Source organism: Streptomyces sp. CG 926 (assembly GCF_003148825.1).
Classification (GTDB): domain Bacteria; phylum Actinomycetota; class Actinomycetes; order Streptomycetales; family Streptomycetaceae; genus Streptomyces.
Map to the genome: position 1 here is coordinate 30,531 of NZ_QGGZ01000010.1, position 22,408 is coordinate 52,938.

Annotated in this window: 22 protein-coding genes and 2 pseudogenes; 11 read left to right on the forward strand and 13 right to left on the reverse strand. The window is 70.7% G+C overall.

Annotated features, from left to right (window positions below):
- Positions 1-255 precede the first annotated feature (255 nt).
- Both BCL76_RS39935 and BCL76_RS39940 read right to left on the reverse strand, forming a co-directional pair.
- Positions 256-522: a hypothetical protein gene (locus BCL76_RS39935; protein ID WP_258309889.1), complete on the reverse strand. Its 267-nt coding sequence runs from the start codon at positions 520-522 to the stop codon at positions 256-258.
- A gap of 126 nt (positions 523-648) precedes the next feature.
- On the reverse strand, positions 649-1,050 hold the full coding sequence (locus BCL76_RS39940; RefSeq protein WP_258309890.1) for a cytochrome P450: 402 nt from the start codon (positions 1,048-1,050) through the stop codon (positions 649-651).
- 101 nt (positions 1,051-1,151) lie between these two features.
- Here BCL76_RS39940 and BCL76_RS39945 point away from each other — a divergent pair, with 101 nt between their 5' ends.
- The 3 genes from BCL76_RS39945 to BCL76_RS25325 all read left to right on the forward strand — a co-directional run bounded on the left by BCL76_RS39945 (position 1,152) and on the right by BCL76_RS25325 (position 4,541).
- The gene (locus BCL76_RS39945) at positions 1,152-1,976 is read left to right on the forward strand and encodes a hypothetical protein (RefSeq protein ID WP_258309891.1); all 825 of its coding nucleotides are present in this window, start codon (positions 1,152-1,154) and stop codon (positions 1,974-1,976) included.
- Between the two features lie 37 nt (positions 1,977-2,013).
- Positions 2,014-2,748 (forward strand): dienelactone hydrolase family protein, encoded by a 735-nt coding sequence (locus tag BCL76_RS25315; RefSeq protein WP_109781701.1) that lies wholly within the window; start codon positions 2,014-2,016, stop codon positions 2,746-2,748.
- Between the two features lie 1,511 nt (positions 2,749-4,259).
- Positions 4,260-4,541, forward strand: coding sequence for a hypothetical protein (locus BCL76_RS25325; RefSeq protein WP_109781703.1), 282 nt, complete (start codon positions 4,260-4,262; stop codon positions 4,539-4,541).
- 583 nt (positions 4,542-5,124) lie between these two features.
- Here the strand turns inward: BCL76_RS25325 and BCL76_RS25330 are convergent.
- Positions 5,125-6,069 (reverse strand): alpha/beta fold hydrolase, encoded by a 945-nt coding sequence (locus BCL76_RS25330; RefSeq protein WP_109781704.1) that lies wholly within the window; start codon positions 6,067-6,069, stop codon positions 5,125-5,127.
- An 88-nt stretch (positions 6,070-6,157) separates the two neighbouring features.
- Here BCL76_RS25330 and BCL76_RS25335 point away from each other — a divergent pair, with 88 nt between their 5' ends.
- The gene (locus tag BCL76_RS25335; protein WP_181382726.1) at positions 6,158-6,748 is read left to right on the forward strand and encodes a TetR/AcrR family transcriptional regulator; all 591 of its coding nucleotides are present in this window, start codon (positions 6,158-6,160) and stop codon (positions 6,746-6,748) included.
- A gap of 142 nt (positions 6,749-6,890) precedes the next feature.
- Here the strand turns inward: BCL76_RS25335 and BCL76_RS25340 are convergent, their stop codons facing one another.
- Both BCL76_RS25340 and BCL76_RS25345 read right to left on the reverse strand, forming a co-directional pair.
- Positions 6,891-7,163: a hypothetical protein gene (locus tag BCL76_RS25340; RefSeq protein ID WP_109781706.1), complete on the reverse strand. Its 273-nt coding sequence runs from the start codon at positions 7,161-7,163 to the stop codon at positions 6,891-6,893.
- Between the two features lie 389 nt (positions 7,164-7,552).
- Positions 7,553-8,143 carry a TetR/AcrR family transcriptional regulator gene (locus BCL76_RS25345; RefSeq protein ID WP_109781707.1) on the reverse strand — a complete coding sequence of 197 codons (591 nt, stop codon included), beginning with the start codon at positions 8,141-8,143 and terminating at the stop codon, positions 7,553-7,555.
- 154 nt (positions 8,144-8,297) lie between these two features.
- On the opposite strand from BCL76_RS25345, the gene BCL76_RS25350 reads away from it, so the two are divergent.
- The 3 genes from BCL76_RS25350 (at position 8,298) to BCL76_RS25360 (ending at position 11,955) form a co-directional block, all read left to right on the forward strand.
- Entirely contained in the window at positions 8,298-9,206 is a 909-nt protein-coding gene (locus tag BCL76_RS25350; protein WP_109781982.1) for an NADP-dependent oxidoreductase, read from the forward strand.
- A 477-nt stretch (positions 9,207-9,683) separates the two neighbouring features.
- Positions 9,684-10,478, forward strand: coding sequence for an alpha/beta fold hydrolase (locus BCL76_RS25355; RefSeq protein ID WP_109781708.1), 795 nt, complete (start codon positions 9,684-9,686; stop codon positions 10,476-10,478).
- A gap of 499 nt (positions 10,479-10,977) precedes the next feature.
- The gene (locus tag BCL76_RS25360) at positions 10,978-11,955 is read left to right on the forward strand and encodes an L-threonylcarbamoyladenylate synthase (protein ID WP_109781709.1); all 978 of its coding nucleotides are present in this window, start codon (positions 10,978-10,980) and stop codon (positions 11,953-11,955) included.
- 254 nt (positions 11,956-12,209) lie between these two features.
- Here the strand turns inward: BCL76_RS25360 and BCL76_RS39950 are convergent.
- Both BCL76_RS39950 and BCL76_RS39955 read right to left on the reverse strand, forming a co-directional pair.
- Positions 12,210-12,491, reverse strand: a pseudogene (locus BCL76_RS39950) (DUF418 domain-containing protein); the annotation flags it as partial.
- Positions 12,492-12,616: 125 nt separating this feature from the next.
- Positions 12,617-12,751, reverse strand: coding sequence for a hypothetical protein (locus BCL76_RS39955; RefSeq protein ID WP_258309892.1), 135 nt, complete (start codon positions 12,749-12,751; stop codon positions 12,617-12,619).
- 263 nt (positions 12,752-13,014) lie between these two features.
- Here BCL76_RS39955 and BCL76_RS39130 point away from each other — a divergent pair, with 263 nt between their 5' ends.
- Together BCL76_RS39130 and BCL76_RS25380 are read left to right on the forward strand one after the other, a co-directional pair.
- Positions 13,015-13,155 carry a hypothetical protein gene (locus BCL76_RS39130; RefSeq protein ID WP_181382727.1) on the forward strand — a complete coding sequence of 47 codons (141 nt, stop codon included), beginning with the start codon at positions 13,015-13,017 and terminating at the stop codon, positions 13,153-13,155.
- Between the two features lie 161 nt (positions 13,156-13,316).
- The gene (locus BCL76_RS25380; protein WP_146228422.1) at positions 13,317-13,895 is read left to right on the forward strand and encodes a hypothetical protein; all 579 of its coding nucleotides are present in this window, start codon (positions 13,317-13,319) and stop codon (positions 13,893-13,895) included.
- A 417-nt stretch (positions 13,896-14,312) separates the two neighbouring features.
- On the opposite strand, the gene BCL76_RS25385 is transcribed toward BCL76_RS25380, so the two are convergent.
- Both BCL76_RS25385 and BCL76_RS25390 read right to left on the reverse strand, forming a co-directional pair.
- On the reverse strand, positions 14,313-14,939 hold the full coding sequence (locus BCL76_RS25385; RefSeq protein WP_109781711.1) for a hypothetical protein: 627 nt from the start codon (positions 14,937-14,939) through the stop codon (positions 14,313-14,315).
- A gap of 133 nt (positions 14,940-15,072) precedes the next feature.
- Positions 15,073-15,660, reverse strand: coding sequence for an SMI1/KNR4 family protein (locus BCL76_RS25390; protein ID WP_109781712.1), 588 nt, complete (start codon positions 15,658-15,660; stop codon positions 15,073-15,075).
- Between the two features lie 556 nt (positions 15,661-16,216).
- On the opposite strand from BCL76_RS25390, the gene BCL76_RS25395 reads away from it, so the two are divergent.
- Positions 16,217-16,822, forward strand: a complete 606-nt coding sequence (locus BCL76_RS25395) for a hypothetical protein (RefSeq protein WP_109781713.1) — start codon at positions 16,217-16,219, stop codon at positions 16,820-16,822.
- Between the two features lie 20 nt (positions 16,823-16,842).
- Here the strand turns inward: BCL76_RS25395 and BCL76_RS25400 are convergent, their stop codons facing one another.
- From BCL76_RS25400 to BCL76_RS40525, 4 genes and pseudogenes are all read right to left on the reverse strand, one after another.
- Positions 16,843-17,469: an ABC transporter permease gene (locus BCL76_RS25400; protein WP_258309893.1), complete on the reverse strand. Its 627-nt coding sequence runs from the start codon at positions 17,467-17,469 to the stop codon at positions 16,843-16,845.
- Between the two features lie 254 nt (positions 17,470-17,723).
- Positions 17,724-19,226, reverse strand: coding sequence for an MFS transporter (locus tag BCL76_RS25405; protein ID WP_109781715.1), 1,503 nt, complete (start codon positions 19,224-19,226; stop codon positions 17,724-17,726).
- Between the two features lie 159 nt (positions 19,227-19,385).
- Positions 19,386-20,099, reverse strand: coding sequence for a hypothetical protein (locus BCL76_RS40625; protein WP_441350754.1), 714 nt, complete (start codon positions 20,097-20,099; stop codon positions 19,386-19,388).
- Positions 20,085-20,351, reverse strand: a pseudogene (locus BCL76_RS40525) (hypothetical protein); the annotation flags it as partial. The gene BCL76_RS40625 and the pseudogene BCL76_RS40525, both read right to left, overlap by 15 nt.
- Before the next feature lie 731 nt (positions 20,352-21,082).
- Here BCL76_RS40525 and BCL76_RS25415 point away from each other — a divergent pair.
- A complete protein-coding gene (locus tag BCL76_RS25415; protein ID WP_109781717.1) occupies positions 21,083-22,333 on the forward strand; it encodes an esterase/lipase family protein in 1,251 nt (416 codons plus the stop codon).
- Positions 22,334-22,408: the final 75 nt, after the last annotated feature.

A 22,408-nucleotide genomic window follows, 5' to 3' on the forward strand; every position in this document is an offset into this window, starting at 1 on the left:
GAAAGTGACCTCGCAGCAGACCCGGGAGGCCGAGCTAAGCTGTTGCTTGCAGGAGGCGGCTATCGGCCGGAACGCGGACGAGGCTGCGAGCGACGCCATGCTGCTGGCCCAGACCGCGACCGCGCTCGGCCGCAGGCCGCTATGACATCGCCAGCATACCCGGAGCCCGCACCGCCACCGGGGAACGCTACGCCGTAGCCGGCTTCCGCCAGCTCATCGAGGAACGCGCCCACGCCGACAGGGACAACGCCGACTTCACCGCTGGCCGGCTTCCCCGCACCTGACGCGCCACACCCCAGGACCGCGGACGGCCGGGACCGCCGCGACGAAGCACGGCAGCGGAGGCATCGGCCGGGTGGAGCTGCGGCTCGCGGTCTTGCTCTCGCCGGACCGCGCGCGTTCCTTGTTCACGGTGCGGGAGGCCATCTCCTTCGCGCAGGATTCCGACATCCCGCGCTGTTCATCGGATTCCTTGATGTGTTCGTACCGGCGCTCGTGCTTGGCGCTGGATCCCCTGGGCATGACAATTCCTTCCATCGACGGAGTCTCGTCAGGGCATCGTGTATGCCTGACAACGCGTCCTCATCTGCTGTCGATCTGCGGGCCGTCTCCTGCCACAGCCGCGCAAGCTCCGTTTGACCGCCGGCCTCACCGGGCGGGAACACGGTTCGTGCTTCGGGTCGGAATCCGCACGCTCATGCCGCCGCGGGGGCGGGTCGGGACCCGGGTGACGGGGATGCGCAGGTCCTGGTCCGGGAAGTCGAGCTCCAGGTCGGCCAGGGTCGCTGCCAGGGTGGCCAGCAGGTGGACGGTGATGTCCTCGCCAGGGCAGCGGTGCCCGGTACGGGCGGCTGCGCCACCCTGGGCGATGAGCTCGCCGGGGCCGGGCTCCCGGCCGAGGAAACGCCGCGGGTCGAAGCGGTGCGGCTCGGGCCACTGGTCGGGGTCGCGGTGGTGGCCAGGGACGTCGAGGAGCACCAGCGTGCCCTCGGGCACGTCCTGCTCGCCGAAACGCAGGTCGCGGGCGGCGAGGCCCCCCACGAACGGCACGAACGGGTAGCAGCGCCGCACCTCATGCGCGAAGGCGCGGGGGCGTACGCACCGTCGCCCTCGCGGAGTTCCTCACGGACGGCGGGGAAGCGGTGGAGTGCGTGGGCGGCGAAGGTGGTGAACCAGGTGATGGCCACGGTGGGGCGCAGGATGTTGAGCAGCTCGACGGCGGCGGTGTGGAGGTCGAGCAGGCTGCCGTCGGCGTCCCGGTGTGCGGCCACGGCCTCCAGCACGGTGGGCTCCTTGCCGGGGCGGGAGTTCACCGTGCCCGCGCGCGCGTCGGCGATTGCCTGGGCGAGTTCGTGTTCTTGACGGCTGCGGGCCCGGCGAGCTTTCCAGTGGCGGGCGAGGTGCTCGGCGACCCGCCGGGCGGCGTTCGGGCGCAGCGGTACGGTGCGGCCGACCGCGCGCAGCCGGCCGTCGATGTCGTGGCGACCGAGGACGAGGAGCTGGGGCGGGTCAGGGTGCCGGTGATCGCGCCGACGATCGTCTCCGTGGTGTCCCTGCGGCGGATCTTGCTCACGCTACGGCGTCGAGGAGAAACCGGATACTCGGCGGGCAGGTCGGCCGACGCCGTCCGGGCCGCGATCACCTCCCACACCGCCCTCCTGCAGCCACTTCTCGACGAGCCCACCCGCAATACGGATCCGCACGCTGCCTGCACCCTGGCCCCCGACGCCGACGCCGGCGCCGACCGCGACTGCACTTTCCGTGCCGCCTTCCGTACCACGCAGGCCGCTGGGGACTGGGGTGCTGGCGTTGGCTTGTTCGGTCGACTACGTTGCGAGGATGACTACCGGGACGGCATTGCGCCACACACGGATTGGCGACCCGGTGCTCTCCTGAGCGCCGAACAGGCCCGTAAGGGGCCGCTGTTCGATCGAGGGTCCTGTGCTACTGCGCGGGCCCCGCCTCCGTCGTGTTGATCACAGGTTCCGCACATCAACCACGACAGGAGAATTCATGCCCATCAAGACGCTGCAGATTCCCACCGCGGACGGTCAGGCCGACGCATTCGCCGCGTTCCCCGACCAAGGCGCGCCGCACCCGGGGGTACTGATGTACGCGGACGGCTTCGGCATCCGGCCGGTGCTGCGCGAGATGGCCCAGGAACTGGCCGGGCACGGGTACTACGTACTCGTCCCGAACCCCTTCCACCGGCACGGCCCGGCACCGGTGTTCGATCTTCCCGAGTACATCGGGGAAGAGGACCGGCACGCGGTCTTCGGCCGGGTGATGCCCTTGATCGAGGCTCACACCGCCGAACGTGTTCTGAGCGACGCCGACGCCTACCTCAGGTTCCTCACCGACCAGCCCGAAGTCGGCGCGGGTCCGGTCGGGGTGACGGGCTACTGCATAGGCGGCCTCTGGGCGATGCGCACCGCGGCGGCCTACCCCGGCCAGGTGGCCGCCGTCGCCGCGTTCCACGGCCCCGTAGGTGCCGACGGACCCGACCTCTTCGCCAAGATCACCGCCGAGGTCCACCTCGGCCATGCGGAAGGCGACATCACACCGGAGGCCCTCGGCGAGCTCAACCGGGCCCTGGATGCCGCGGGGGTCGGCCACATCTCCGAGATCTACCCCGGCACCGTCCACGGCTTCACCATGTCCGACACCGACGCTTTCAGCGCCTCCGGACTGAAGCGCCACTGGGAACACCTGCTCCCCCTCCTGAACCGCGCCCTGGCCGGCGGCTGAGGCTCCGGCTCCCGAAGACCTGCTTCAAGGACGGCGGTAGCCGCACAGACCAGCTCGAAATCGGGTTCACCGACATCGACTGCACCGACGCGTCGTTCCAAGGGTGGGGTCGGCCCGGTGGTACTGCCCTCAACGGGTAGGCACCGGGCCGACCCGCGCGCGCTATTGCGGTGCGGGCCCCGGCGGATGTCCAGAAGGGCCACCAGCTCCGTCCCACCGTCTGTCGTCCGGCCTCCGGCAAGGCAGCCGGTGTCACCGGGACCGGGCGAGCGGCGGGCCGGGTGGCGGGATCGGCGAAGTCCTGGAACTCCACTGCCTCCAGCCCGGCCTGCGGGCCGCCGCCATGATCGGCCAAGGCCTTACGGGAGGCGGGATCGTGGTGGCCTGCGGCAAGACCCTCGCCGTGCCGGCAGGAGCAGTCGGGTAATCGAAAAGCCAGGTCAGCCATCTGCTGGGCGGGCGTATCCCACCCCGGCACTTTGTCATCGCGCTCATCGCCGCAACCGTGCCGGACCGGCTCCGCGAGCGCCGAGGGGCCGACGTCCTCCAGCTCTTACGCGACGCCGAGCATCGGCCCCGCACTTCAGCCCCCGCGGTGCCGACACAGACCCCGGCACCGTCACCCTCGCGCAGACGCGGGCCGATCAGATGCAGATGTACGAGCGGCTCACACGTGCGCTGGAACAGAAAGACGAGCTGCGGCAGGCGGCGGAGAACTCGGCCCGCTGATCTCGGTACTGCTGGGCAAGGTCAACCGGCTCGACGACCCGGTACGCGTCCTGTCCGGGGAGCGCGACCGGCTCGCCGGTCAAGTGGCGGGTGGAGCGGTCGAAGCCGCCGAAATGCGGTTGCCACGGGCCGAGCAGCAGAAGGCCAAGGCGGAGTCGGAGCTGATTCCTTCCGGAGGAGGTGCCGGCAGGCATGCGCGTTGCGGGCCGTGCGGATCGTGTCGGCCTCGGGCCGGACCGGGCGGCCTGGCGGCGCAGGGCGGTCGTGATGAGCAGCTCGGTTGTCCCGCGCCGGTCGGTACGTCGACAGAGGGTGAGCCGGGCTCGGGCGGTCAACACGGTGATCGTGGTGGGGTCTTCTCCTGGGGCGGCGGTGTCGCCGCAGACGTGCGCCGCCGTTCACCCCTAGAACTGATTGTCGTACCATCCCCTCCCCGGGCGAACCGGGGGGACTATTCGCGCGGCATAGATGGATGGGCGATTTTCGGCCGACTTCAGCCGGATCGAACCTTCCGCGAATGAACGGGAATGACAGATTTCTCTTATTGACTGACCATACGCAGGGCATGTCCCGCATCATGCGCCCCACGGGTTTGCCGGCTCTTCACGCGTCGCGCGGCCGAAGAGAGCCCACGCGGAAAAAAGTAGACGACATTGCATCCTTGCACCTGCCGGCCGGATATTCCCATCCTTTTTTCTGCCATTTCTGCAAGATCTCTCCTTAGTCTCTTGATTGCGCCGGAGTAGTCACTTCCGGTGAAACCTATCTCCTCGGAGGAAAAGATGAAGGGATCCCTGCGCGCCCGCATCGCGAGCATCGCGGTCGGCGCTCTCGCCCTCGGCGGCTTCGCCGTCGTCTCGGCCCCGGCCGCCCAGGCGGCGCCGAGCGACTGCACCAGCTATCTGGCCGCCTTCGGCTTCTCCAGCACCGACATCAACCTCGCCTGCACGATCGGCGGCTCCGGCCTGCCGGCCGACTCGGCCCTGTGTCGGCTTGTACTGACGAGCGTCTCGGCCGTCCCGCCGGCGCTGGCACAGACGGCGTGCTCGCTCGCCAAGGTGTGACCCGTGCCTGACCGCTAGCCGGTCCGTCACGAACCCGGCGCTCCGGGAAGACGCCCGAAACGTCTTCCCGGAGCGTCGTTCGATGCTGCCTTTCGACGGTCTTATCCGCAAACTTCCTGCGGCCGCGTCCCGAACCGCATTACGATGGCCTGTTGGCGTCGGCCAGGTCCGGTGAACCGCTGTCGACCGGGTGTCCGCCCTCGGCCGTGCTCGGCGTCATCGGGCGGGGCGTCGCAGGAGCCGCCGCCCCACTTGACCCTGGGTTCCCGGCTTCACGAACCAGCCGAATCCATGGCCCGTCACAACCACCCTGCTCCTGCTCTCGCCGGACCGATCCGTCCGAAGGAGAGGCGGTTCTCTCCTGTCGTGAGGCGGGCCGATCGCCTCCCTCCGGTGTGCGCGGGACCGTGGTCCGCGCGCGGTTCCGCCCGAGGTCGTAGCCGGCCGGCGCGATCAGGTCGCTGGGTCGGTTCGCGTCCCTGGCTTCAGGTCTCCGCCTACGCTGCAGGAGTGGTGGGTCGTGCCGGGGCGCGGCTGCCGGCTGATCTCGCCGACGTCACCGGACCGACCGGCGCCTCGCGAACTACTCGACGAGCCCGTGATCGATGAACACCGTCAACGCGTCCACAGTCGCGTCGGGCTGCTCGTCGGGAATGAAGTGTCCGGCTTGTGGGATGACCACGCCGGTCACGTTCTCTGCCCACGGACTGACGGAGGCGGCCATGTCGGGGATCGATCCGTGGGAACTTGAGACTCCCAGGACCGGAACGCGCAGGTGCCCGCGTTCGAGAGCCTCATGATTCTTACGCGCCGATTCCGCGGCGTCGCGGTAGTAGGCGAGGGACGCTGAGAGCCCTCCCTCGGCGGCGATGGCGGCGGCGTAATGGTCGATCTCGGCGCCGTCGAAGGTGTCCTGGGACAGGGCTTTGACCTTCAAGAACCAGCCGACGTAGTCACGCTCGCGGCCGGTGAGCAGCGCCTCGGGCAGCTCGGGCACCAAGTGGAAGGCGAAGTGCCAGGTCTTCCAGGCCCGGTCGGGGTCCGTCGGGATGGAGTTCGGGAGGGTGATTCCGGGAATGCCGGCGTCGAGCAGAGCGACGCCGTACAGGCGCTCTGCGTACTTCAGGGCCAGCGAGAAGGCGACCCAGGCCCCGATGTCGTGGGCGACGAGCCAGCACTTCGGCACGTTGAGCGCGGTCAGCGCGGCCTGGACACACGAAGCGACGGTGTGCGTGTCGTAGCCCCCTCGAGGGCGGTCGGAGTGGCCCTGCCCCGGCAGGTCGATCGCGATCACGTGGAATCGCTCGGCAAGACCTGGCATCACCTTTCGCCAAGCCCACCAGGTCTGCGGGAATCCGGCGAGCAGGACGACGGTGGGACCGGCCTGCCGGCCGCCTTCCACGGCATGGATTCGGATTCCTTCCGCGTCGACCCAGCGGTGAGTGAAACCCGCAAGGTCGTACAGCGGCAACCCGGGGACCGGGTTCTGGTCGCAGGAGCGGTCCGGGGCCATGGCGTCGTCGGTCATGTTTCGAGCCTAGCGCATCTTGAACTGTTCAGTTCAAGATAGGATGGTGGAGCCACAACGGCTGGTACGAGAACGAGGTGCACGCGTGATGGCCGGGAAGAAGCAGTTCGACGTGGGCACCGCCCTCGACGCGGCGATGGTCCAGTTCTGGCGGGCCGGTTACGCCGACACGTCTCTCGACGACCTCTCCAGGGCGACCGGATTGAACCGCAGTTCCATCTACTCCTCGTTCGGCGACAAGGACTCGCTCTACCTGCGCTGCCTGGACCGCTATGCCGCGCGGTACGGAAACAGGTATGACCAGGCGCTTTCATGTGCGTCCGAGGAACCGCTCCAGGCAGTAGGGGCGTTCTTCGAGGTCACCCTGCGGCGCATCGCCGACCCTGACGTACCTGATGGATGCCTGATCGCCCAGACCGCGATGGCGGCAACGGCGCTCAGCCCCACCATCACCGCACGCGCGATCGAAGCTCTGGACTTTCAGCGTGCGCGGCTGCGGACCGCCTTGAGCGCCGCGCAGTTGACCGAAGGCGATGCCGACGACTTCGCGGTTCACCTGACGGCGGTCAACCAGTCGCTGGCCTTGATGAGCAGGACCGGGGCGAGCCACAAGCAGCTCCGCACGGTCATCGACATCAGCATGAGTGCGCTCTCGCACGCCTTGCACGCCGGAAGGTAGCCGTACAGACCCGGGGCACGACCCCGACGCCCCCGCCCGGCACCGTCGCCACCTGCCGAGCGGAGACCGGAACCCTTCCCCCTCAGGCCGGTGCGGCGCCCTTATTTCGCCCGGCACCGCCAACGCGCCGTTCCCGGCGCGGTCAGCGGCCCACCGACGCTCCGAACAACCCTGCCGCGCGGGCGGCCGGCTCGCCGACGTCCGCGTCGGTGGACCACCCGGGACAACTGGTCCTCGCCCTGGGGGCCTCGTCGGCCAGGACCAGGAGCGGGGCGTCGAGCCGGAACGGAGACGTACGGCGCCCCGCACCGCCATGCACGACCAGCGAGACCTTCGGCACGGCCCTGGGCACCTCGATCTTGTCGTGGGCGAGCAGCCACGCCCTGTGCCCGGCCCGGCCGCCTCCAGGTTCCACGCTCAGAAGGCGTGGAACCGGCCGATCAGCAGCGAGCGGGCTCCGGCGGGCAGGACTGCCCGCCGCCCTCGCGGCACCCGTACCGAAGTGCGCGACGGCGGTGCGACCGCAGGCGACGGCCCGGCGCCACCGTCGAGGCCGCGGTACGACCGGCCAGGTGAGACCGCCGACTGTCGGAGAGCACCCGCCCCACCACCGAACCGCGAAGCCCCGATGACTGGAACCTGTCGTAGCCACACGTTGTCGGGGACGAGCATCCGAACCGGAAAGCTGTGGTCGAACGCCGATCACCGACGCCGCGGCTCCATGGAGCGCGGTGATCCCCGGCGGTAGGTCTCCTGCCGACGCGGCGCCGAGCGACTCTGCGGGCATGCCTGTGCCATGTCCGGTCACTGCCTGTTCGTGTGGTCGAGGGTGGTGAGCCACTGGGTGACGGTGGTGTCGATGAAGTCGTCGGTGGCTTCGGCCCGGTCGAAGAAGAGGCGGGCGAGAAGCGGCCCGTAGAGCAGCGTGTACTGCTCGGCGGTGATCTCGATGCCGGAGGGTCGCAGAAGTTCGTTGAGGGCGGCGTGGCGATCTTCGACGATGCGTTGCAAGGCCTGGGCACTGTCGGGGTCGTGATCGGCCTGGGCGGCCATGGCGAGGGCGGCGGCGCGGGTGGCGGGGTCGGTGATGCCGGCGCGCAGGCTGACCAGCCAGGCGGTGGCGACCTTGCGGACGTCGGTTCCGGGTGTGGGGTAGCCGAGGTCGGGTCCCTGCAGGGTGAGGTCGGAGAGCAGCGCGGCACGGTTGGGCCAGTGCCGGTACATGGTCTGACGGGTGACGCCGGCCCGTTCGGCCAGGAGTGCGTAGGTCAGTCCGGTGATCCCGACCTCGGGCAGCAGGTCGCGGGCGACGGCCAGGATGCGAGTCCGGGTGCGCTGGACGCGGGGGTTGTCCGGGTTCGGCCGGCGGAGGTGGACGGGCGGGGTGGACGTCATGGGCTCATCCTATCCAGAAATCACACATGCCGTGTGATGTGCGCCATCCACTCCGGCATCGCGTTTCACACACCCTGTGTGATACACCTGAAAGGGCAATCACACACGCCGGATGATTCGGCGGGTGTTCCGTCTTCCCCTCCTGGAGTTCCTGATGTCTTCCGCGATCACCTTCTCCCGTTACGGCGGCCCGGACGTGCTCACCCGGGTCGAGGTCGCCGCTCCCGAGCCGGGTCCGGGCCAGGTCCGCATCCGGGTCCGGGCCGTCGCCGTCAACTTGATCGACCTGAAGATCCGATCCGGGACGATGGCCAGCATCATGCCGGTGGAGTTCCCGCACCTGCCGGGCTGGGACGTCGCCGGCGTCATCGACCGGGTCGGCGAGGGCGCCGACGCCGCGATCGGCGACGAGGTCTTCGGCGTCGCCTCGCTGGGCGGCTACAGCCAGTACGCGCTGCTGGAGCGGCCGCTCGCCAAGCCGGCCGAGATCTCGTTCGAGACCGCGGCGGCCCTGGTGACGGTGGGCGAGACCGCCTATCGCGGCCTGCACCACCTCGACGCCCGAGAGGGCGAAACCCTCCTGATCCACGGAGCGGGCGGCTCGGTCGGCACCATCGCGCTCCAGCTCGCCGTCGCCCGCCGGATCACGGTGATCGCCACCGCCGGTGGACACGACCTGGAGCGGCTCACCGCGCTCGGCGCCACCGCCGTCCCGTACGGCGACGGCTGGGTCGAGCGAGTGAGGGCGGCCGCGCCGCAGGGCGTGGACCGGGTCTTCGACACCTCCGGCGCGGGCTTGCTCGCGGACTCCGTCGCCCTGACCGGGAACGCCGGCCAGGTGATCACCATCGCAGACATGGCCGCCGCCGAGCACGGGGTGCGCTTCACCGGCGCCGACCCCGCCGACCGCTTCCCGCAGGCCCTGCCCGAGCTGGCCGGTCTGCTCGCAGCCGGCGTCCTCGACCTGCCGATCGGCGCCGGCTACCCGCTGGCCGACGCCGCCCGCGCGCACGCCGACATCGAGACCCGCCACGTCCGGAGCAAAGTCGTCCTCCTGCCCTGACCCAGGACAACCGCCCCAACCTCCCTTTCCCGTGCGGGAGTGGGCGGGAAAGCCCCGCTTTCGAACCCGAGTCCCACATACCGGCACGCCACGCGCGAGACGGCAACCGATAGCGCCGGCCGACCTCCCCGTCCTGGCAGCGCATGCGGACCGGGCCACCGCGTTCGGGCGCCAGGCCCGAAGTGGAACGAGATAGTCCGCACGCCTCGGCCGCCCGCCCGGCCCGCTCCGGCGAACCGCGCACCGCGCACCGCGCACCGCGCACCGGGACCGGCTCCCTCGACACCAGGAGGCTCGCCGACCGACCGCGGACCCGGTCACCCACTACCGGCTCCCGCCCGGCCTCGCCGCCAACATCTCCCCCGCACACGGCCGGGCCCCGCTGCCCGCACCGGAGCAGCCCGCCGCCGGTGGCGCCAGTACGCCCCACCGCCGAGACCCCCCACCGATCACCACATCCTGAAGGAGAAGTCCCTCATGTCCGCACGCACCCTCCCCGAGCCCACCCAAGCCCGGACCCGCCTCGGCTCCGGCCCGGGCCTGGTCGTGGCCCACGGCGCCGGCAGCAGCTTCACCGGCACCTACGGGCCGATCCTGGACCACCTGACGGCCCACCACACCGTCGTCGGCGTCGACTATCCCGGCAGCGGCGAAACCCCCCGCGCCACCGCGCCGCTGCAGCTGGACGAGATGGCCGACCAGCTCGTCGCGGCCGCCGTCGCCGAAGGCCTGGAGACCTTCGCCCTGCACGGCTACTCCCTCGGCGGCCCGGTCGCCATCCGCGCCGCCGCCCGTCACCCCGAGCGCGTGACCGCGCTCGTCCTGACCGCGACCATGGCCCGCCCCAACAACCAGCAGGACCTGACCGTCCGGGTGTGGGGCAAGCTCGCGGCCCTCGGCGACCGCCGACTGGTCAGCGAGTTCCTCTTCCCCCAAGCCCTCAGCCCGCAGGCCCTGGAGGCGATGCCCGCCGAGCAGCTGGAGCAGGTCATCGCGTACGCCGCCGCCGACATCGCCGACGGCACCGTCGAGCACGCGGAGCTCGCCACCCGGGTCGACGTCCGCGAGGACCTCGCCGCCATCCGCGTCCCCACCCTGGTCATCTCCACCACCGCCGACCGCCTCGTCCCGCCCGTCCTGCACCACCACCTCGCCGAGAACATCGACGGCGCCCGGCTCGCCGAGCTCCCCACGGGTCACCTGCCCATGGTCGAAGCCCCGGAGCAGTGGCAGCACCTCATCACGGAATTCCTCGCCCACCACACCGCCTGAGCCGACCAGGCCCCGGCGGGCAGACGCAGGGGCACCGTCGCACGGCGCGCGCCGACGGGGCTGCCGGCACTCGGAAAAGCCTCCCGGGATGCGCGCGCACGAGCCTGCCGGCCCCTCCGGGACGCCGGCAGGCTTCGGTGCGTGCCAGGCCCCTTGGCCACTGCGGCTGCTGGTCGCCGTGCCCCGGCACCGTGCCCGCTCGGTCCGCCGATGGCGGCCTGCTCGACAGCCATGACGGCGGGGCACGACGCGTGCTCTCGTCTCGTCACCGCGGTGCGGTCCCCTCCGGTACCCGTGAACAGATCGCCTCCGTGGACTCGCGCGCGTCGGCTGCCTCACGTCGGCCGCCTCAGGCCCCATCCGGCGCCCGGGCCGTAGCGCGTGCGGGCGATCCCCTCGAAGCGTGCGCAGGTGGTGTTCCGGTCGGCGACCTGGCCGACCGGCGTGGGCGGCATCATGGAGGCCGTCGGACGACCGGACTGTGCGAGGGAGTGTCAGGGTGACGGCGACAGCCGAAGACATCGAGAGGGCAGTTGCTGTGCTGCGTGCAGGCGGCCTGGTGGGCTTGCCGACGGAGACCGTCTACGGTCTGGGCGCCAATGCCGAGGACACCGCCGCCGTCATGCGGATCTTCGAGATGAAGGGGCGTCCGCCCTCCCACCCGCTGATCGTTCATATCGCCGCGTCGGACGAGTTGGACGACTGGGTCGAGGAGGTGCCCCGAGCCGCGCGCGTGCTGGCCGACCGTTTCTGGCCCGGGCCGCTGACCCTGGTCCTGCGGCGGGGCCGGCGCGTGCCGTTGGCGGCGACCGGTGGGCTGGAGACGGTGGCTGTGCGTGTGCCCGACCACCCGGTCGCACTCGCGTTGCTGTCGGCCTTCGGCGGCGGGATCACGGCGCCGTCCGCCAACCGCTTCGGCTCGGTCAGCCCTACCACCGCGAACGACGTCCGGGTGGAGCTCGGTGACGGCGTCGGCCTCGTCCTGGACGGTGGGCCCTGCGAGGTCGGCGTCGAGTCGACCATCGTCGACGTCACGGGCGAGGTCCCGGCCATCCTGCGTCCCGGCGGGGTGACCCGCGAGGACCTCGAAGCGGTGCTGGGGTACTCGGTCGCCGTACCTTCCACCAGCGATGTCAGGGTGCCCGGCCAACATCCCTCCCACTACGCACCGCGGGCCCGGGTCGTACTCGTCGAGCCGGAGAAGGTCGTCGCCGAAGCCGAGATCGCCCGGAAGGAGGGGTACCAGGTCGGTGTCCTTCTTCCCCCGCCCCTCGCCGGAGCGACGGTCGAAGCACACGCCGTGGTGACCCTGCCCGATTCGCCGGCGGCCTACGCACAGGGGCTCTACGGATTCCTGCGTGAGCTCGACCAGCAGGGGTGCGACCTCATCGTCGCGTCCCTGCCGGCGGAGGAAGGTCTGGGGCTGGCGATCGCCAACCGGCTGCTCCGGGCCGCGGGGCCCCGGCCTCCCGCCTGAGCGGACACGGCCGGGCGGGTCTTGACGCGGTGAGGACCTCTGCATCGACGCCGCGGACGGGCGTCGCGTCGGCCGAAGCCGCCCGACCGATACGAGACGGGACGGGACGAGACGGGACGGGACGAGACGGGACGGGACGACGGGCGATACCGCCGACAGGCGTCCGCGTCACTGCGTGGCCGACCACCGGTGACGTTCGTGCGGGAGACGCGCAAGGGTGACCGTGCGTAGCAGCCATTCGACGGGCCGTACTCGTATCGGGCCATCAGTCGCGCGCTGAGGACTATTTGGGTCGCGTACAGGACAAGAGCGCCGAGGACGACGGTGACCGGGCTGAGGCGGTCGTACAGGGCCAGACCGTAGGCGGTGAAGATGAGGGCCATGACGAGGGACTGGCTCAGGTAGTTCGTCAGGGCCATGCGGCCGGCGGGGGCGAGGAGCGCTGCGATGCGTGCGCCGCGTGTGGTCTGCATGAGAAGGAGCATTCCGCTGATGTATGCAGCGGTGAGGGCGGGGGCTGTCACTGTTCCCACCATCTCGCCGAGGACGGACCATCGGTGACCGAGCGGGTTGCCTGTCGCTGAGGGCGATGGCCTGGTCGGCGAAGACGTCGGCGATCGGGAGGGCGGCGCCTTCGTGGCCGAGGGCGATCGCGGCGCGGTCAGGGCGTTCCGAGGGGTTCGATGTTGCCCAGGGCGGTCGGTAGTTCGCGGCCGCCGGCCTGGGGGCGGATGGAGGCGCGGCGGGTCCAGCGTGGTCCGGTGTGGGTGGCAACTTCCTCGCGGACGACGGCCATCAGTGGAGGGTCCCGTACGCGTCGCCGACGGGCAGGCCGGCCAGGCCAAGGGCAACGCCCGCCAGGCCAAGGAAGACCTCAAGGACACCCTCCGCCGCCACTGAACCACCCCCTGCCGCGGCCCTGACCCGTGGCACCCGCCGGGCCCCGACCACTGCCCCCTGGTCGAGGCCCGGCCTTCTCTCACCGGCACCGAACCGGCACAACGCACAACGTTGCGGCATTCGGTCGGGGTTGAGATGACGGACGGGTACTGTTCGGCCATGGATCTGCCGGGGGCGAGCGCCACTCACACGAACACCGGACGGGCAGCATTCCTCCAGTACTTCGACTTCGCGATCGCCGTCGCAGTCGAAGGCACCGGCCTCGTGGTTCCTCCCGACGAGACGACGCCACAGGGATGAAACAGCGAATAGAACTGCACCTGGCCGGCGCACGACTGAACCTCCGCAGGGAGCGGTGGCTCGCAGAGGGCTTGTCTGTATCGCCCATCCTGTGCCACCACCGAGCACATGCACACGCACCGACCGAGCGCGGGCCGGCCACCGCCCCTGACCGCCTTGCCGTGCTGATCACAGGACCCGACTGGGGCGTGGCCTTGTCCGTCGAGCTGCAGCCCCACGGGACGGCAAATCTGGCGTACCACGCACCCCTCGGGTCGGTGGAGAAGCGCTTCCACATCCGCTCCCTCGAGGCATGGGACGCACTGCTGGACGACGCCGTCCGGCGCGCTCAGGGCCTGAAGGTGCAGCACGCCCACCTGCTTGCCACCAGCTGCACCACGGGCTGGCTCGACTGGTTCCACGGCGAGTTGTGGCTGCTGCCGGACTCCTTGGTCCGCATTCGCGGCGGATTCGTCGACACCGTCGTCAACTCCATCAGCCCCGCCGAACGGGAACACAATGCCACCACTGTGATCGGCTACGACCCGACGACCGTCCTCCAGGCGCACCACACCAACAAGGTCATCCCCCTCGACAGGATCGCGCACGCCGGTCTGCACCGCGGTCTCACCACGTCCGGCCTTGCCGTCACGATGACGGACCGCACCCGCCACAAACTGCTGTGGCTGTCCTCCGAACCAGCCCGCCGCGTACTGATGGACCGGCTTCTGCCCGTACTCGGTTCCCGCTTGACCACGTGAGCCGACCGGGCGAACAGGCGGTCAACCGGCACAGGAAGGCCGTCGACGAGTACGAGGCGCCGGGTCGGCCAGGGGGACGGCTTCGACGAGGTCCTGCATGATGAGGCACTCATCGCATGCCTCCTACCGGGCTACTTCCACCATGGCGCAAGCAGCCCGCACATCACCTTCAACGGATGCCGAAGGCCTATCCGAGCAGGGACTTTCGTCGGCCGACCGTTCGGCAAAACCTCTCCCCGACGTCGGTGCTCCCGGCGCCCACCAGCAAGACAACCGCCGGCCCGAGACCTCGGTCTACCGAGCCGGTCCGGCAAGGTGCTTCAGAACGTCCGCCGCGGCCTCGACACCGATCCGAATCTGCCGGAGTTCGCCGGTCCTCGACCACCGCGCGGCACAACGAACGAGTTCGCCGGCAGATCAGTCGCGCGGCGATTCGCCGGCAGCCGAGCGGCGGCCCCCGAGGGAGGCGACCAGCGCGGCTGCCACGATCGCCGCATCCGCCTCGGCGACGTCCGACGGGTACTCCGGCAGCAGGTCGTCCCAGACGGGCATCCAAGATCCGTACAGCTGGCTCTGCCCCTCGGGCCGGGCGAAGAACCAGATGTGCAGGTGCGCGCCGCCGTCTCCGATGCGGTAGACGTGGGCTCGCGAAATGTGCGGCAGGGCCTGCACGTGGCGGACGATGTGCGTGGACAGGACCCCCAGTTCGGCTGCCAGTGCGTCGGGCAGGTCGGCCATGTCGTGGTGCTCACGCGGATGCAGCATGAGCACCAGCGGCACACCGACGCCCGGGATCCGGGTGAGGCGCCAACTGTCGTTGAACCAGATCCCTTCGTCCCGGTCCCGGCACGACCCGCAGTTCGCCGGGTCCTCGCCGTGTCGCGGAGGCTCGGGCAGAACCGGCGGGCGCAGCGGCGCGACGCGCAATCCCTCCGGCTCGAAGGGGCTGACATCCCACCCGGTCATGCGCGCGAGCGGGAGCCGACGCTCACCGTCTGCGGCGGCAAGCGCGTGGTCGTAGAACTCATCGGGTCGTAAGGCCATGATCCGAAGGGTAGTTCGACTTCGACGCCCGTGCGGACGGACCGGGGTGGAGAGCCAGCAGGTCGTCGCGGCACGAACGGTCCTCCTGGAGGCTTCGCACCAGTAGGGGCGTGGCACCTGCTCGACTCCGGAGTCAGAGCTCCGACGCCATGCGGTACGCATGTGGATGCGCGTGGAGGCCCGGCGAAGTGAGGACCAGAGCGCGGTTGTCCCGTCCGGCGGCCATGTGGTCGAGCCATCGCTCGTACCAGGCGAGGAAGTCCGGGGCCGAGGAGACGTTCGGGCCCCAGAAGCCTTCGGCGTTGCCGATGAGCACGCGACCGGTGAGGGGTCCGGTCACGCCTATGAGCGCGAGGTCGGTACAGCCGCGTTCGATGATCGCCAGGAAGAGGTGACCGTCGCGGGTGGCGCGGTGGACCCGGGTGAATCCTCGCGTGCCGGTGTCGGAGACCGCCCGGTTCATCGTGAAGAGGGCGCAGCGTTCCAGCGGGACCAGTCCGTAGTACGGGGACGCGCCGCTGCCGCCCATGGCGATGAGGAAGTCGCGATAGGGCTGTGGAAGTTCCACGTCGTGCTCGACTTCGAAGGCATCCACCCGCGCTTCGAGCAGGCAGGGACCGAGACGAAATGCGTGCCGTTCCTCGCCGAAGGAATGGCTTCGGCCCGGGGTGTAGGGGATGCGTGCCAGCTTGCGTCGCAGCCGCGGGATGCGGGAGTCCATGCGAGCTCTTCTCTCCTCTCGCCGCAGCCTATAGACCCCTGGCAATCGACCGGCCACCGGGGCAGGGGATGCGTGGGCCGCCGTCGGCCGTCCGGGTGCGGCGCCGCTTCGCTGCCGACGGCTTGCCCGCGCTTCGCGGTCGCACCCCGTCATCGTGCGCCGTCGCCCCGTTCTCCTGCCGTGACGGCGAAGTCCCGGCGCGGCTCGCGCCTGCCCCCGCCGCCTCGCTAGCCCTCTCGTTCGTCGCCTCCGTCGTCGACTCCCTCGTCGCCTCCCCCACCCTTCGGGTGCGACGGGCCTCGGCAGGGTCGTGGCGTGCGCCGACACACCGGATCGAGGGCGCCGTACACCGACGAGCGCGAGTCGCCCGGGTCGTTCGGCCCCGCCCGGGAACGGTTCTCCGGGCTCCCGGTGCGCCGACCAGGCGTCGTGGTGCGGACGTTCGTCCACAGAACCCGGTGCGAAGGGGGAGTCCGGCGTACGGTCGAACGACCGGCCGCGCCCCACCCGGCGGAGCCGGTCCTCCTCGACGTCCGATCCGAACGGGAGCCCGCCGATGCGCCTCTACGCACAGACTCCAGCACGTCGGAACCGCCAGATCCTCGCGGACCTGATCGCCGTAGGCCTCATGGCCGCCGCCGTGTGGTTCGCCCTGACCGTCCACGACGCCATCATGCTGCTGGCCGAGCCCGGGCGTAGGGTCGAGAGCTCGGGCGACAGCCTCGCCACGGAGCTCGGGAACGCCGGCGAGGCGGCCTCGAACGTGCCGTTCGTCGGCGGTCTCCTGAAGAAGCCGCTGCAATCCGCTTCCGAGGCCAGTACCGGGATCGCCGACGCCGGACAGTCGCTCCAGGACGCCGTCAGCCAGGTGGCGAACCTGACCACACTGGCGCTGATCGTCGTCCCGGTGGCCGTCGTACTGCTGCTCTGGCTCCCTGCCCGCCTGCGCTGGATCCGGCGCAGCGTGACCATGCGGCGCCTCCTCGACGCGCCCGGGGGTGCCGACCTGCTCGCCCTGCGCGCCCTCACCGGCAGGCTGGGCGACCTCGCCGCGCTGCCCACGCCCGAGGGCGGTCTCGCCGACGCCTGGCGGCGCGGGGACCAGCGGGTCATCGCCGATCTCGCCGAGATCGCACTCAAGCGGGCCGGCTTGCGCCCCTGACGGGCGGGAGGGGCCGGGCGTCAGACGCGGGGGCGTCCCGTGAAGGAGGGTCGGAGGCGCCGGTGTTCGAGGGCCGCGGCGAGGAAGTAGGCGCCGCCGCCCGCGACGGCGAGGACCCCGTAAAGGCCGGGCGTGGCGAACCACAGTGCGGCGGTGGAGGTCAGGGCGAGCCAGATGCCGAGGCCGTAGTGCAGCAGGTTGCGGCGTACGGCGCCTTCGGCGAGGTACAGCAGGCCGACGATCAGACCGGAGCCGGCGGGCCAGAGGACGGACTGAAGCTCCGGCTGTCCGAGTACGGAGGTGAGTCCGGTGATGGCGAGGAACAGGGCGGTGAAGCCGGCGATCCAGGCGGCGCCGAGCAACCGGCCGGACAGGATCTCGGCCGGCGAGGCCCCGAGCTGGGCCCGCAGGGCAGCCATGGTGGTCAGCACGATGCCGATCACGAGGCCGCCGCCGAGGAGCGTCATGGGCAGCCAACCGGGCAGGTCGAGCAAGGGGCGGTCGCCCTGGGAAGCCGCGGCGGCGCCGTGGCCCAGTACGTAGGCGAGTCCGAAGCTGAGGTAGGCCGCGCGGTTGTCGACCTCACGCGGGCGACCGGTGGGGTGGGCATGGACGACGGGCGGCGAAGCGGTTGCGGAGCCGGACACAGTGGAGACCTCCATCTGAGAGGGCGGGGTGACGGGGTGACGGGAGGGGTGATGCGCCGCACGGCGACGGCCGGCGAACGCCGACCGAAGACTCGGGCGGGCTGTTCGGCCGGGCCCGGTCGGTGCCGGGCGCCCGGACCTACCGACCGGTTGTCGATGTCGGTGTGCAGTTCCCGGAAGGTGGCGAGTGGGGCGTCGATCAGCGTCGTGAGGCTGACGACGACGGGGGCACGGATGCCCTTTCCGGTTCCGGATCAGGAGGCGGGTGCGCGGTCGGCCGTCTGGCCTTGTCCGGGCTGTACCGCACGGGCGGGAGCGGCAGGGGGTGCGAGCCCGCGGTCGCGCCGGGACGTACGCGTGAGCGCCACGGCGAGGAGTGCGGTGGTGGCGAGGATGGCGGCGGAGACGGTGAAGGCGGCCTGGTAGCCGGCGGTGAGGGCGTCCAGGGGTGGCCGGTCGGTGGTGGCGTGCGCGGTGACGGAGCCGGCCAGGGTGGCGAGGGCGGCGAGTCCGACGGCGCCGCCGACCTGGCGGGTGGTGTTCACCAGCCCGCCGGCGAGGCCGGCGTCCTGGCGGGGTACGCCGTCCACGGCGAGCGCGGTCAGCTGCACGAAGGCGATGCTCAGGCCCAGGCCGACCAGGACGCTCGGCCCGAGGACGTCGACGAGGTAACTCCCGTCCGGCCGCATCCACGACAACCACAACAGACCGGCGGCCTCGGTCAGCAGAGCCGCCGTGAGGGTCGCCGTGGCCCCGATGCGGGCCGTGATACGGGGTGCCACCATCGCGCCGAGCATGTTGGCCACGGCGAGCGGGAGTTGGCCCGCCCCGGTGGCCAGCGGGCCCATGCCGAGGACCTGTTGCTGGTAGAGCGGCAGGAAGAAGAACAGCGCGATCCATACGGACCCCAGCAACGCCATCAGCAGATTGCCCGCGGCGACCCGGCCGGTCCTGAACAGCCTCGGCGGGATCAGGGCATCCGGTCGGCGGCGTTCGACCAGCGCGAAGAGCACGAGCAGCACGACGGCGCCCAGGAGGGCGGCCAGTACCCCGGCGTCCGTCCAGCCGGCGCCGCGTGCCGTGGTCAGCCCCCACACCAGAGCGGTCAGGGCGAGGGTGACGGTCGCGGTACCCAGCAGATCGAACCGCCCGGATCCGCGGTCGGCGGCCCGGGGTACGAGCGCCACCACGGCGATGGCGACCAGCGCCGTCCCGAGCGCGACGGCGTGGAAGACCCACGGCCAGCCCCACGCCTGGGTGAGCACACCGCCCAGGAGTACCCCGCCCGCTCCCCCGGCGCCGGAGACGGCACCCCACACACCCAAGGCTCTGCCTCGGCCGGGGCCGGGCGGAAACAGGTCGAGCGCCAGGGCGAGCGCGGCCGGGGCGATCGCGGCGGCGCCGGCACCCTGCACGGCGCGGGCGGCGATCAGCAGGCCCGGCGAGCCGGCCAGCCCCGCCGCCAGCGAGGCCCCTGCGAACACTGCGAGGCCGACGAGCAGCACCCGGCGGCGGCCGAGGAGGTCACCTGCCCGGCCCCCGGCCAGCAGCAGCGCACCGAACGCCAGGCCGTAGGCGTTGACCACCCAGGTGGTGCCGCCGTCCGACAGGCCCACTCCGGAACGGATCTGCGGCAACGCCACGTTCACGATCGAGGTGGCAAGCATCACGGTGAACTGTGCTGCGGCCAGGGCCGCGAGTGCGGCCCCCGGTCGAGGTGGGGCGGCCGCCCGGCTCTTCATGCGTCCAAGGTTCATGGCGCACAGACTCGACGCGGACGGTGTCCACTCTCCATGCCTGGCAGGGGTGATGACGGTCCAGTCCTGTCCGTCCCTGTCCACTCGGCCGTGCGCTCACGGCAGGGCCGGCGCTACGGCGGGGACGGCATGCCCCGTGCCCGCCGTAGCTTCGGTCGCTCAGCCCACGCGTTCGATACGCGCCCGCCGGATCAGGTTCTTCCCCGGCTCCCGAACCGTGTCGAAGGCAGAGTTGTTCAACAGCACACAGCTACCCGACGGGCCGTTCACCGTCACGGTCGTCGCCTTACCGTTGTCGAGATTCGTCACCTTCAACTTCGTCCCCACCGGGAACGTCCCACTCGACGCCGCCGGCGCACCCGCCTCACCCGACAACGTCACCGTCGACCCCTGACACACCACTTCACCGGTCGCCGGCGGCACCTGAACAGCCGCTCCACCCGACGCGGCCGCCCCACCGGACGCACCCGCAGCAGGCGCCGCAGGGGCCGCCGCGCCACCACCGCCACCACCCACCCGCTCGATACGCGCCCGCCGGATCAGGTTCTTCCCCGGCTCCCGAACCGTGTCGAAGGCAGAGTTGTTCAACAGCACACAGCTACCCGACGGGCCGTTCACCGTCACGGTCGTCGCCTTACCGTTGTCCAGGTTCGTCACCTTCAACTTCGTCCCCACCGGGAACGTCCCACTCGACGCCGCCGGCGCACCCGCCTCACCCGACAACGTCACCGTCGACCCCTGACACACGACCTCACCGGTCGCCGGCGGCACCTGAACAGCCGCTCCACCCGACGCGGCCGCCCCACCGGACGCACCCGCAGCAGGCGCCGCAGGGGCCGCCGCGCCACCACCGCCACCACCCACCCGCTCGATACGCGCCCGCCGGATCAAATTCTTCCCTGGCTCCCGCACCTTCTCGAACGCCGCATTGTTCAACAGCACACAACTACCTGACGGACCGTTCACGGCGACCGTCGTCGACTGACCGTTGTCGAGATTCGTCACCTTCAACTTCGTCCCCACCGGGAACGTCCCACTCGAAGCCGCCGGCGCACCCGCCTCACCCGACAACGTCACCGTCGACCCCTGACACACGACGTCGGGAACCGCGGCATTACCGATCGCCACCGTGGCGGCGACCCCGCCGATCACCAGGGCTCCCGCGACGGCAGAGAGCACGAGCTTCTTCTTGAGACTCATGGTCCGTTTTCTGGACACTTGGCACTCCTCGATCCGATGGACGTTGTCCCCCCCTGACGTCCTGCATACGGCCGACTTCGCAAGGGAGTTCAGTCCTGTTGCCTTTTTACGAATCCGGCCGGGAGGAGGTTTGGATCGCCGCGTGGCGAGCCGGCACGCGGCTCGTGGCTCACGGGCGTACGTCCGAAGGCGCAGGTCACGGCCCCGTGGCTCAGGCTGGTCCACGTGTGTGCCGCACGCGTACCGACGGCCTTGATCGACTCGGGGCGCGGCGACCACAGGCACGTTTAAGGTCCAGTTGATCTGCCCTTAACCCTCGCGCCCCGCTCACCGCCGGACCCACGGAGAGCGGGCGACAACGATGCACACCCACGGCGGAACCGTGTCGGGCCCGCATCATCGTTTCTTCCCTTGCAGCCCTGTGACCTGCAACAAAACCACGTTCCACGTACGAGTGACATGGTCGGGATTCGGTGGTTTTGGGCTACCTGCTTCGGGATCATGATTCCGGTTCCGCACATGACTACGGCATGACGCCGCCGGCATGTGCAAGCCGTCCCCGAGCGTGTTGCGCGCCGCAACCGGGACGGCCCCCGCCGCGCCCCCCGCCCCGGGGGCGGGCTGTACCGCACCACGAGACAGAGGAGCCGGACTACATGTCCATGCCCGTTGTGAGCATCTGGGACAACACCTTCCCGGGCGTCCAGCCCCACCACCCGAGGGCATCGGCGTGGGACACCGAGTGGCCCCTCGACGGGGGCACCGCGTGGGTGTTCTACAGCAGCCCGGGTCAGACCCGGGTCAGGAAGCCGGTGATCCTCGCCGACGGATTCTCCTCCGGCAAGAGCGATCCCGACGCCCTGTGGAACGGTCTGGAGAACGGCGAATACCCCTTCATCTCCAAGCTGCGGGAGGCGGGCTTCGACCTGGTGCTCCTGGGCTTCGAGGAGCGGTCGGCGTCCATCATCGACAACGCCGACGTGGCGATCCAGTGCATCGAGAAGGCGATCGACGACCGCGAGGGGTCCGCCGAGCTGACGGTCGGCGGCTTCAGCATGGGAGGGCTGGTCACCCGTTACGCCTTGGCCAAGATGCACCACGACGGCGGCGACCACCAGACCTCGACCTTCCTCTCCTACGACACCCCGCACACCGGAGCCTGGCTGCCCATCTCGGTACAGGCGTTCGCGCACTTCGTGAAGGACAACTGGGGCGCCCTCCCGGGATTCGGCGAACTCCTCAGCAGCTTCTCGCGGATGGTCAACAGCCCGGCCGCCCGGCAGTTGCTGCGCTGGCACATCGAGAGCGTCTCCGCCGAGGTCCGCCAGGACCGGGCCCGCACCGACTTCCTCGCGGAACTGGAGCGCGTGGGCAGCTGGCCTCCCGGCGTGCGGCGGCTCGGGGTCGCCAACGGCACGGGCACCGGCGCCGGGAACAACATCCCGGCGGGCGTGACGGCGATGCGCACCACGGGCGCGGAGCTGACGGGCACCCGGCTGGACACGCAGGACACGGGCGAGCAGATCGTCGCCGTCCTGAAGAAGACCGGATCCCCCGAGATCCCGATCACCGTCAGGGGCCTGCCCGACATCGACGGCGCTCCCGGTGGGCTGTTCCCCGAGGCCCTGAACCTGCCGGGCCGCCCCGCCAACTTCGGCACGGCCGCCATGCTGGCCGGGCTGCTCGAGGGCGAGCCGGCGGAGCTCACGTACAACGCGACCACGTTCGTGCCGAGCATCAGCGCCGTGGCGGCCGGCGAGATCGACGACCGCGACGCGCTCTACAGCAAGATCGACCCCGCCGACAGCGAGTTCGACCACTTCATGTGCGCGAGCGACAACCAAGGACACACCGTCATCACCGACGAACTCGGCCGCTGGATCGTGGACAAGCTCCGAACTCCCTGACCCGCCCCCTTCGGAGCCCTGACGTGACGGTGAGCGTCCCGGTTCCGCCTGACCGGCGGGCCGGGGCGGTCACCG

Excerpts from the sequence above, each read along its gene's own strand:
- BCL76_RS25335 (WP_181382726.1), top strand. The coding sequence starts at position 6,158 with ATGGCCGGGAAGAAGCAGTTCGACGTGGGCACCGCCCTCGACGCGGCG.
- BCL76_RS39935 (WP_258309889.1), bottom strand. The coding sequence starts at position 522 with ATGCCCAGGGGATCCAGCGCCAAGCACGAGCGCCGGTACGAACACATC.
- BCL76_RS25355 (WP_109781708.1), top strand. The coding sequence starts at position 9,684 with ATGTCCGCACGCACCCTCCCCGAGCCCACCCAAGCCCGGACCCGCCTC.
- BCL76_RS39130 (WP_181382727.1), top strand. The coding sequence starts at position 13,015 with ATGGATCTGCCGGGGGCGAGCGCCACTCACACGAACACCGGACGGGCA.
- BCL76_RS25390 (WP_109781712.1), bottom strand. The coding sequence starts at position 15,660 with ATGGACTCCCGCATCCCGCGGCTGCGACGCAAGCTGGCACGCATCCCC.
- BCL76_RS25385 (WP_109781711.1), bottom strand. The coding sequence starts at position 14,939 with ATGGCCTTACGACCCGATGAGTTCTACGACCACGCGCTTGCCGCCGCA.
- BCL76_RS25345 (WP_109781707.1), bottom strand. The coding sequence starts at position 8,143 with ATGACGTCCACCCCGCCCGTCCACCTCCGCCGGCCGAACCCGGACAAC.
- BCL76_RS25350 (WP_109781982.1), top strand. The coding sequence starts at position 8,298 with ATGTCTTCCGCGATCACCTTCTCCCGTTACGGCGGCCCGGACGTGCTC.
- BCL76_RS39955 (WP_258309892.1), bottom strand. The coding sequence starts at position 12,751 with ATGGCCGTCGTCCGCGAGGAAGTTGCCACCCACACCGGACCACGCTGG.
- BCL76_RS25330 (WP_109781704.1), bottom strand. The coding sequence starts at position 6,069 with ATGACCGACGACGCCATGGCCCCGGACCGCTCCTGCGACCAGAACCCG.
- BCL76_RS25395 (WP_109781713.1), top strand. The coding sequence starts at position 16,217 with ATGCGCCTCTACGCACAGACTCCAGCACGTCGGAACCGCCAGATCCTC.
- BCL76_RS25405 (WP_109781715.1), bottom strand. The coding sequence starts at position 19,226 with ATGAACCTTGGACGCATGAAGAGCCGGGCGGCCGCCCCACCTCGACCG.
- BCL76_RS25315 (WP_109781701.1), top strand. The coding sequence starts at position 2,014 with ATGCCCATCAAGACGCTGCAGATTCCCACCGCGGACGGTCAGGCCGAC.
- BCL76_RS25415 (WP_109781717.1), top strand. The coding sequence starts at position 21,083 with ATGTCCATGCCCGTTGTGAGCATCTGGGACAACACCTTCCCGGGCGTC.
- BCL76_RS25325 (WP_109781703.1), top strand. The coding sequence starts at position 4,260 with ATGAAGGGATCCCTGCGCGCCCGCATCGCGAGCATCGCGGTCGGCGCT.